Genomic DNA, 7,700 nt, shown 5'->3' with positions numbered 1-7,700 from the left:
CCATCATTGGCGTCGCCCAAGGTAGACAAGGCCAGCCCAGCGCCGTGATTCTGGACGGACGCACTTTGCAGTCGAGCTGTGAGAGTGGCCCTCGGGCCGGTTATGACGGCTACAAGCGCAGGCGTGGCAGCAAGGTACATATGGCAGTCGATACGTTGGGGCATTTGCTGGCTTTGCATGTGACACCTGCCGATGAGCAAGAGCGTGCGCAGGTGCAGGTGCTGTGTGAAGCCGTGCAAGAGGTCACTGGGGAGACGGTGAAGTTAGCGTGGGCTGATCAGGGCTATACAGGGGAGAAGGCCCGCAGTGATGCCCAAGCGCATGGTGTGCAGTTGGAAGTGGTCAAGTTGCCAGAGGCGAAGAAGGGCTTTGTACTGCTGCCTAGGCGCTGGGTGGTCGAGCGCAGCTTTGGATGGCTGGCGAGGTTTCGCCGGTTGGCCAGGGACTACGAGCGGTTGCCACAGGTGTTGGGTGGGTTGCACTTTCTGGTCTTTGTAATACTGATGCTGCCAGCAGCGACCCGGATATTGGCTACCGCTGGGAGTTCATAACACGCCCTAGGGAAACGCCAATAGCCAGCCATTTAGACAAACCTAAATTTTTGCGGATGCCTGCCTCGCCCTACACCCCCAACACCGATGCCCCGTGCCAGCCAAAACTGCTGGAGCGTATGTGTATTCACCTGCGCACACAGCATTACAACATTCGCACCGAGCCAATCTATGTGGATTGGGTGCAGTGTTTCATTTTGTTTCATAAAAAACAGGAGACCGCTGGTGCAGGGCAATGGTAAGCCACTTAGAGCTTTTTCACCAGCACTTGGCTGCGCCGATCCCAGTTGTATTTGCGCTTGCGCGCTTCGGGCAGCCAGTCCGGATCTACATTCTGAAAACCGCGTTTGATAAACCAGTGCATGGTGCGCGTGGTCAGCACAAAAATGCTGCTCAAACCCATAGCGCGGGCGCGTTGTTCAATACGCTTGAGAATCTTTTCGCCATCGCCGGTGCCTTGGCTTTGCGGTGATACCGTCACGGCGGCCATTTCGGCGGTTTTGGCTTCAGGGTAGGGGTAGAGCGCCGCGCAGCCAAAAATCACGCCATCATGTTCAATGATGGTGTAGTTTTCAATATCGCGTTCAATCTCAGTGCGGTCGCGTTTCACCAAAGTGCCATCGCGTTCAAACGGTTCGATCAGTTGCAAAATACCGCCCACATCATCGGCGCTGGCTTCGCGCAGTTCTTCTAGCTTTTCATCCACAATCATGGTGCCAATGCCATCGTGAACATAAACTTCCAGCAGCAAGGCTCCATCGGTGGCAAAAGGCAAAATATGGCTGCGCTCTACGCCACCCTTGCAGGCTTTTACGCAGTGCTGCAAATAAAAGCCGGTGTCGCTGGGCTGGTGCGCGGGCGGTAGCTGTTTCAGCAGGGCTTGCGCGGTGTCCAGTGGCAATTCGGTGTCGATGGGGTTGTCTTCGCTGGCGGGCTGGTCGGGGTGGATACGAATGCCCGGAATTTCGGTCAAAAAGATCAACTTGTCGGCCTGCAATTCAATGGCTACGCTGGTGGCTACTTCTTCCATCGTCAAGTTGAAGGCTTCGCCGGTGGGCGAAAAACCAAATGGTGACAGCAACACCATCGCGCCAAAATCAAGCGATTGCGTGATGCTCGCCACATCAATCTTGCGCACCAACCCTGAGTGCTTAAAGTCCACGCCATCCACAATGCCCACGGGCCGTGCCGTAATAAAGTTGCCCGAAATCATGCGCACCTTGGAGCCTGCCATCGGCGTATTGGGCAGCCCTTGGCTGAACACGGCCTCAATCTCGTAGCGCAACTGGCCTGCGGCCTCTTGGGCGCAGTCCAGTGCTACCTCGTCGGTGATGCGAATGCCGTGCGAATAACGCGCCTCGTGGCCTTTGGCATGGAGCTGCTCGTTCACCTGCGGCCGAAAGCCATGCACCAGCACGATTTTGACGCCCATGCTCTGGATCAACGCCAAATCTTGCGCAATGCTGGGCAGCTTACCGGCGGCAATGGCCTCGCCAGAAAGCCCCACCACAAAAGTCTTGCCCCGGTGCATATGAATGTAGGGTGCTACAGAACGGAACCAAGGCACAAAGGTGAAATTGAAGACAGTGGACATGGAGGTTTTTAGAAAAATCAATGGGGTAAACCCAGCACACGGCTGGAATCATTGCTGATTCTCTACCAAGTTGCTGTCGATGGCTCCTGTGCGTAATTTCCACACGGGTGGGTCGGTGTGCTATGCGATAAGCTTATTGCTTTCATTAGGATTAGGAGACTCCATGTACAGACACCTTTTCGTGCCGGTTGACGGCTCCGAACTCTCCCACCGTGCGATGGATGGCAGCATTGCCTTGGCAGCCCAGTTGGGTGCACGCATCACCGGCTTTGTTGTTGAGCCTGATGTACCGGTGGCTGTGGGCAGTCAAAACGCTGATACTTTTATCAGTGGCATCAAAAAACACGAAGCCAAAAATGCGGCTCATGCCCAAGCGCTGTTGGGGCAGTTTGAAGAACGTGCTAAGGCGGCTGGCGTGGAGTTTACGGGGCTGTCTGTCACTGCCTATGGCGTCGATCACACCATCGTCGAAGAAGCAGACAAAGCCGGTTGCGACATGATCGTCATGGTCACGCATGGCCGTGGCCCAGTGGGTGAGTTTTTGTTTGGCTCGCACACCAAAAAAGTGATTGCCCAGAGCAAGCTGCCGGTGTTTGTGTTGCACTGAATATTTCTCCACAGTGGGAATGTGGCTCTGGCCTAGTAGCCCTAGACCAGCGCAGACAAGGGGAGCACCGTAAAATCTGGCCCTTCCTCCCCCACCCCATTCCCCATCTGCATGAACGCCCCGGTTGACGTTTCCTTTTTTGCGCGCGCTGCCAAGCCCCTGAGCAGCTATCGCCCCTACTGGGCCAAGCGCTTTGGCACGGCACCATTTTTGCCCATGAGCCGTGCCGAGATGGAGCAACTCGGCTGGGACAGCTGCGACATCGTGCTCGTCACGGGCGATGCCTATGTCGATCACCCCAGCTTCGGCATGGCCGTGATTGGCCGGGTGCTAGAGGCGCAGGGCTTTCGTGTGGGCATCATTGCCCAACCCGATTGGCACAGCGCCGACGCCTTCAAAGCGCTAGGCAAGCCCAACCTGTTTTGGGGCGTGACGGCGGGCAATATGGATTCGATGATTAACCGTTACACGGCTGATCGCAAAATCCGTACCGATGATGCCTATACCCCCGGTGACGTCGGCGGCAAACGCCCCGACCGCGCCGCCATCGTTTATAGCCAGCGCTGCCGCGAAGCCTATAAAGACGTGCCCATCATCTTGGGCGGCATTGAAGGCAGCCTGCGCCGCATTGCCCATTACGACTACTGGAGCGACAAGGTGCGCCGCAGCATTGTGGTGGATGCCAAATGCGATTTGTTGCTCTACGGCAATGCCGAGCGGGCATTGGTCGAGGTAGCGCACCGTATTGCTGCCCGTGAGCCGGTAGAGAGCATCACTGATGTGCGCGGTACCGCCTTTGTCTGCCGCAATTCAGAAGAGGGTTGGTTTCAGATCGACTCCACTGAGGTCGATCAGCCCGGCCCGGTCGAATCGCATATCAACCCTTACCAAACGACCAGCGAACAAGCCGCTGCCCAAGGCAGCACTTGCAGCCAAGAAGATGGCAATGCCACGGCCCCAGCGCCCACCGAGCAGCCCATCCACTTTGCCCCCAATCCAGCTTTGCATGGCAAGCTCAAGCTGCCACCGCGCAACCGCAGCGTGATTCGTCTGCCCAGCTATGAGCAGGTCAAAGCCGACCCCGTGCTCTATGCCCATGCCAACCGGGTGCTGCACTTAGAAACCAACCCTGGCAACGCCCGTGCCTTGGTGCAGGCGCATGGCGAAGGCCCTACCGCCCGTGATGTCTGGATCAACCCGCCGCCCATTCCCCTGACCACGGCGGAGATGGATTGGGTGTTTGGCCTGCCCTATGCCCGCAGTCCACACTCCACCTATGCCGATGAAAATGGCAGCCATGACGGCACCACCAAAATCCCTGCTTGGGAGATGATTCGCCTGAGCGTCAATATCATGCGCGGCTGCTTTGGCGGTTGTACCTTCTGCTCCATCACTGAGCACGAAGGCCGCATCATCCAAAGCCGCTCTGAAGATTCCATCATCCACGAGATCGAAGACATCCGCGATAAGGTCAAGGGCTTCACCGGCACCATTTCCGATTTAGGTGGCCCCACCGCCAATATGTACCGCTTGGGCTGCAAAAGCCCTGAAATCGAGGCCGCCTGTCGCAAACCCAGTTGCGTTTATCCCGGTCTGTGCCAAAACCTCACCACCAACCACGACCCACTGATCCAGATTTATCGCCGCGCGCGGGCGCTCAAAGGCATCAAGAAAATCCTGATTGGTTCGGGCCTGCGCTATGACATCGCCGTCAAATCGCCCGAATATGTGCGTGAGCTGGTGCAACACCATGTCGGGGGCTACCTGAAAATTGCCCCTGAGCACACCGAGTCAGGCCCACTGTCCAAGATGATGAAGCCTGGTATCGGTAGCTACGACAAATTCAAACAGATGTTTGACAAGTTCAGCGAGGAGGTGGGCAAGAAGCAATTCCTCATCCCCTACTTCATTGCCGCCCACCCCGGCACCAGCGATGAAGACATGATGAACTTGGCGCTGTGGCTGAAGAAAAACGGCTTCCGCGCCGACCAAGTGCAGACCTTCTACCCCAGCCCGATGGCCACCGCCACTGCCATGTACCACAGCAACCTCAATCCGCTGGCGGGCATCCACCGGGATGAGCGCAGCGAGCGCGTGGACATCGTGCGTGGTGACAAGCGCCGCCGTTTGCATAAAGCATTCCTGCGCTACCACGACCCCAACAATTGGCCCCTGCTGCGCGAGGCGCTCAAGGCGCTGGGCCGGGCTGACTTGATCGGCAATGGCAAACACCACCTGATCCCGACGTTCCAGCCCGTCACCGATGGCGCTTACCAGAGCGCCCGGCGCACCAACTCCACACCGGGCAAGGCCGGGCCGGTGGCATCTGTCAAACCCACCAAGGGGCGTGTGCTCACGCAACACACCGGCCTGCCCCCGCGCGAGACCGGCAAGAAGGGCAGCAGCAAACCGCCCTTGGGCAAGTCCGGCCGGCGTTGAGTTGCGTGCTGGGGGGCTTTAGTCCCCCTTTTTGCTTTCAGAGGCGGGTACTGCAGCCGTCCATTTTTGGATATCAGCAGCAATCAGTTTTTGAAATGCTGCTGGTTTCATCACCAGCGGTTCGGCTCCCAAGGTGTTCAGGCGCGTCTTTGCTAAAGTTGATGCCATGATGGCTTGCACTTCGGTATAAAGGCGTTTGCTGATCGCCTTGGGCAATCCAGCTGGTGCCAGCAGGCCATACCAAGGCGCTGCATCAAACCCCGTCACGCCACTTTCCGCCAAGGTAGGCACTTCAGGAAAAACGGCTGAACGTTGGGCGCTGGTCACTGCCAGCACCTTGATCTGCCCACCTTGCATTTGTGATTTGATGAGTGCTGGGTTTTCAAACGCCATCGCCACTTCGCCGCTCTGCAAATCAGCCAGTAGTGGGTTGATGCCTTGGTAAGGCGTATGTTGAATTTTGGCCCCCGTGGCGGCATTGAACATTTCGCCCACAATATGTTGTGGCGTACCAGAACCGATGGAGCCAAAAGAAATTTTTTCTTCCTTGCTTCTGCTGACTACATCTGCCACAGTGCCTAGACCCGATTTCTCGTGTGCAGCCAGCGCCCAAGAACCGAGCGCCAAGGATGCTACCGGCGTGAAATCGCTCGTTGGCTTGTAAGGCAGGTTGGGGTTCAGCGCCCCTGCCAACACCAAAGGCTCACTAGAAGCCACCAAAAAGGTATAGCCATCAGGCTGGGCTTTGCTAACAAAGTTGGCCGCCACCGTGCCCCCAGCGCCATCACGGTGTTGCACAACCACGGTAATCCCCAAACGTTCCTGCAATTTGCCTGCCAGTAAACGAGCCAACAGGTCGGTGGTGCCACCGGGCGCTTGGGACGACACCAGCACTATTGGTTGTGCTGATGGCCAAGCCACCCCTTTGGCATGGGCCGCAGGCAAGAGCGCCAGAGCTGCCAAAGCCGATACGGCAGTCCGACGGGAGATAGAGAAAACGTAAGAGTGCATACTTTCCTTTCAATGCAGAACAGAGGGTGAAGCCATATTGTCCAACGAGGATGTGAAAGATGACATCCTCCGCCGTATGGATAGCAGGAACTGTCCAAAGTTCTTTCGTCTGCGAGTTTTCGGCTGGCCTGCGCCACAATAGCGCCCCGCAATCCCCGGAGATAGTCAAATGCTCAACACCCTGTGGCTGGGCTTTTTTGTTACTGCTGCGCTGGCTGGGCTCGCTCAATGGCTTTTTGCTGGCAATGCGCAGATTTTTGCTGCGATGGTCGAGGCGTTGTTTGGCATGGCCAAACTCTCGGTCGAAGTCATGGTGCTGCTGTTCGGCACCCTGACTTTATGGATGGGATTTTTGCGTATTGCCGAAAAGGCGGGGCTGGTCGATGCTCTCGCCCGTGGGCTGGCCCCCCTGTTTTCTCGGCTGATGCCAGCAGTCCCCCGTGGCCACCCTGCGCTGGGGCTGATGACGCTCAACTTTGCCGCCAATGCCTTGGGTTTGGACAACGCTGCTACCCCCATGGGGCTCAAGGCTATGCGGGCCTTACAAGAACTCAATCCCCAGCCCGATACCGCCACTAACGCACAGATTCTGTTTTTGGTGCTGAATGCTTCCTCGCTCACCTTGTTGCCCGTCAGTATCTTCATGTACCGGATGCAGCAGGGCGCACCCGACCCCACATTGGTATTTGTGCCCATTCTGTTAGCTACCTCTGCATCTACTTTGGTGGGCCTGTTCAGTGTCGCTGCCGTACAGCGCCTCCCCTTGTTCAGTCCAGTGGTATTGGCCTATCTCTTGCCAGTGGCACTGGCTTTGGCCGCCTTTATGGCCTTTCTCACCACCCTCAGCGGGGCAGCACTAGCGCAACTGTCATCCTTGCTAGGCAATCTCACCCTGTTTACGCTTGTAGTGCTATTCATTGTGGTGGGCACTTGGCGCAAAGTGCCGGTCTACGAAGCGTTTGTCGAGGGTGCCAAAGAAGGATTTGATGTCGCCAAGGGCCTGCTGCCGTATTTGGTCGCCATGTTGTGTGCAGTGGGTGTGTTCCGGGCGTCGGGGGCCTTGGGCTATGTGCTGGAACTGATCCGCTGGGGCGTTGACCTGCTGGGTGTAGATACCCGTTTTGTCGAAGCCCTCCCCACTGCATTGGTCAAACCTTTCTCAGGCAGTGCAGCTCGCGCTATTCTGATCGAAACCATGAAAACCCAAGGCGTTGACAGCTTTGCGGCCCTTGCGGCAGCCACCATCCAAGGCAGCACTGAAACCACCTTCTATGTGTTGGCGGTGTATTTTGGTGCTGTGGGCATACAACGCGCTCGCCATGCAGTCGCCTGTGCGCTCTTAGCTGAACTGGCTGGCGTAGTGGCTGCCATTGTGGTGTGTTACCAGTTCTTTGGCTAAACGCATTGTGCGTCACAGCATCGCCAAAAAACGGTGCTACAATGCGCCCCTTGCTGCTGATGTTGCTCCTTATTTTTAAAAATAGATCACTGTCAGTAG

Annotated in this window: 7 protein-coding genes; 5 read left to right on the top strand and 2 right to left on the bottom strand. The window is 56.9% G+C overall.

From position 1 onward, the window contains the following. Both BMX55_RS15850 and BMX55_RS15845 read left to right on the top strand, forming a co-directional pair. The coding region (locus tag BMX55_RS15850; protein WP_091459382.1) for an IS5 family transposase at positions 1-551 on the top strand (551 nt) is incomplete at its 5' end. Positions 552-607: 56 nt separating this feature from the next. Next, positions 608-793, top strand: coding sequence for a phage integrase N-terminal SAM-like domain-containing protein (locus BMX55_RS15845; protein ID WP_091459381.1), 186 nt, complete (start codon positions 608-610; stop codon positions 791-793). Between the two features lie 5 nt (positions 794-798). Here BMX55_RS15845 and argA read toward each other — a convergent pair whose 3' ends face one another. Then, positions 799-2,145, bottom strand: a complete 1,347-nt coding sequence (gene argA, locus BMX55_RS15840) for an amino-acid N-acetyltransferase (protein ID WP_091459379.1) — start codon at positions 2,143-2,145, stop codon at positions 799-801. A gap of 163 nt (positions 2,146-2,308) precedes the next feature. Here argA and BMX55_RS15835 point away from each other — a divergent pair, with 163 nt between their 5' ends. Both BMX55_RS15835 and BMX55_RS15830 read left to right on the top strand, forming a co-directional pair. Continuing rightward, on the top strand, positions 2,309-2,752 hold the full coding sequence (locus tag BMX55_RS15835) for a universal stress protein (RefSeq protein WP_091459378.1): 444 nt from the start codon (positions 2,309-2,311) through the stop codon (positions 2,750-2,752). Positions 2,753-2,863: 111 nt separating this feature from the next. After that, positions 2,864-5,191 carry a YgiQ family radical SAM protein gene (locus BMX55_RS15830; RefSeq protein ID WP_091459376.1) on the top strand — a complete coding sequence of 776 codons (2,328 nt, stop codon included), beginning with the start codon at positions 2,864-2,866 and terminating at the stop codon, positions 5,189-5,191. Positions 5,192-5,209: 18 nt separating this feature from the next. Here the strand turns inward: BMX55_RS15830 and BMX55_RS15825 are convergent, their stop codons facing one another. Further along, positions 5,210-6,202, bottom strand: coding sequence for a Bug family tripartite tricarboxylate transporter substrate binding protein (locus tag BMX55_RS15825; protein ID WP_091459374.1), 993 nt, complete (start codon positions 6,200-6,202; stop codon positions 5,210-5,212). A 169-nt stretch (positions 6,203-6,371) separates the two neighbouring features. On the opposite strand from BMX55_RS15825, the gene BMX55_RS15820 reads away from it, so the two are divergent. Beyond that, complete coding sequence (locus BMX55_RS15820) at positions 6,372-7,601, top strand: nucleoside recognition domain-containing protein (RefSeq protein WP_091459372.1); 1,230 nt, start codon at positions 6,372-6,374, stop codon at positions 7,599-7,601. The last annotated feature ends 99 nt before the right edge of the window (positions 7,602-7,700 follow it).

The sequence above is a fragment of the Giesbergeria anulus genome (assembly GCF_900111115.1).
In the GTDB taxonomy this organism is placed as follows: domain Bacteria; phylum Pseudomonadota; class Gammaproteobacteria; order Burkholderiales; family Burkholderiaceae_C; genus Simplicispira; species Simplicispira anulus.
This window is presented reverse-complemented; position numbering and strand designations above follow the sequence as displayed.

Bases quoted from the DNA above. Each gene is read 5' to 3' on its own strand.
- BMX55_RS15845 (WP_091459381.1), top strand. From the start codon at position 608: ATGCCTGCCTCGCCCTACACCCCCAACACCGATGCCCCGTGCCAGCCA.
- argA (WP_091459379.1), bottom strand. From the start codon at position 2,145: ATGTCCACTGTCTTCAATTTCACCTTTGTGCCTTGGTTCCGTTCTGTA.
- BMX55_RS15835 (WP_091459378.1), top strand. From the start codon at position 2,309: ATGTACAGACACCTTTTCGTGCCGGTTGACGGCTCCGAACTCTCCCAC.
- BMX55_RS15830 (WP_091459376.1), top strand. From the start codon at position 2,864: ATGAACGCCCCGGTTGACGTTTCCTTTTTTGCGCGCGCTGCCAAGCCC.
- BMX55_RS15825 (WP_091459374.1), bottom strand. From the start codon at position 6,202: ATGCACTCTTACGTTTTCTCTATCTCCCGTCGGACTGCCGTATCGGCT.
- BMX55_RS15820 (WP_091459372.1), top strand. From the start codon at position 6,372: ATGCTCAACACCCTGTGGCTGGGCTTTTTTGTTACTGCTGCGCTGGCT.